This is a genomic window from Roseicyclus amphidinii, assembly GCF_030163755.1.
Lineage (GTDB): Bacteria > Pseudomonadota > Alphaproteobacteria > Rhodobacterales > Rhodobacteraceae > Roseicyclus > Roseicyclus amphidinii.
In genome coordinates this window covers 1-1,485 of sequence record NZ_JASJOE010000143.1, presented here as the reverse complement: position 1 = coordinate 1,485, position 1,485 = coordinate 1, and the positions used below count along the sequence as shown (strand labels likewise).

The window sequence follows — 1,485 nt, the reverse complement described above, 5'->3', positions numbered from 1 at the left end:
GGTAGCACATGCCCAGCGCCTGCGGATGCACCCGCGCGGCCCCTGCCCGGCCCGCCGGGCGCACAGCCCGCGCGAGATAGGCCGCGAAGCCATGGGCCACACCCTGCGGGGCGGCGTCACCGGCATTGTCAGCGGTGTCGTCGGGTTGGTCCGCGGGCTGCGGTGCCGCGCGCATCGCGCGGACAGGAGCAGCCACCGGGGCACCCACATCGCGCCCGTCGCTTGCGACGATCTCGATCTGGCCGTTCCACGACCGGGTGGACAGGATCAACGCATCGGGGCCGAGGCGGCGGGCGACATCATCCATCGCCGTCGCGCTGTCAGCGGCGCGCACCGTGATAACGGACATCAGGCTTGGTCTCCTTGCGAGGTGTTACGGGCGGGCTGTTGCGCACCGCCAAGGGTTCCGACGATCTCGATCCGGCGGCTTTCGGGCAGCTCGGACACCGCCAGGACGATGGCGTCCGCGGCATGGCTTTTCAGGAAGCCGGCAAAGAGCCGGCGCAGGCTGGCCGAGACCACCACGATGGGCTGCCGCCCCTGGGCGGCGAGTGTCTCGCCGATCTCGGACAGGCGCTTGAGGATGCGCTCGGACAGCGCGGGGTCGAGCATCAGCCCCGCCCCCTGCGCGGCGCTGCGCACCAGAAGCTCCTCGAGATCGGGGGCCAGCGTGACCAGCGGCAGCGCGTCTTTCAGGGGCACGATCTGTTGCAGCAGCTGGGGCGTCAGCGCGGGGCGCAGCGCCTCGGCGAGGTCCGCGGGCTCGAGCTGTCGACCCGAGAGATCGGCCAGTCCCTCCAGGATGCGCGGCAGGTCGCCCACCGGGATGCGCTCGGCCAGAAGGTGACGCATCACCGAGGTCAGCACGTGCAGCGGCACAAGCTTGGGCACCACCGATTGCACCAGCGTGGGCGCGGTCCGGTCCAGCACGTCGATCAGGCCCTGCACGTCATCGGGGCCAAGCAGCTTGCTGGCATGGGCATAGAGCATCTGGCTCAGATGCGTGGCGATGACGCTGTCGGGCTCGACGACGACATGGTCGTCGGCCTCGGCCTCGGCCTGCTGCTGGGGCAGGATCCAGACCGCATCGAGGCCGAAGGACGGGTCCTTGACGTCGATGCCGCGCAGCTTGCGCATCGAGGTGCCGCCGGGCAGCGCCAGCTTGCGGTCGGGGTGGACGGTGTCCTCGGCCACGATCGCCTGCCCGATGCGGATGCGATAGGCGTTGGCGGCAAGGTTCAGGTCGTCGCGCACCCGCACGGCGGGCACGACGAAGCCCATGGCCTTGGACACCTCGCGCCGGATGCCGGTGATCCGCGACACCAGCGCGCCGCCCTCGGCCTCGTCGATCAGCGGGATCAGGCCATAGCCGATCTGGATCGTGACACGGGCGTAATCGGTGACATCCTCGGTGGTGATGACGGCCGGGCTGTCCGCGGTCTCGCCCGCCGGGGCGGGCAGCGCGGCACGCTGGCCCCGCGCGCC

At 71.1% G+C, this 1,485-nt stretch carries 1 protein-coding gene and 1 pseudogene; both read right to left on the bottom strand.

Features of this window, described 5'->3' with window-relative positions; all coding sequences use genetic code 11:
- A pseudogene (locus QQK83_RS19250) lies at nucleotides 1–349 on the bottom strand (hypothetical protein); the annotation flags it as partial.
- On the bottom strand, nucleotides 349–1,485 hold a 1,137-nt coding region (locus QQK83_RS19245), incomplete at its 5' end, for an FHIPEP family type III secretion protein (protein ID WP_284267056.1). The pseudogene QQK83_RS19250 and the gene QQK83_RS19245, both read right to left, overlap by 1 nt.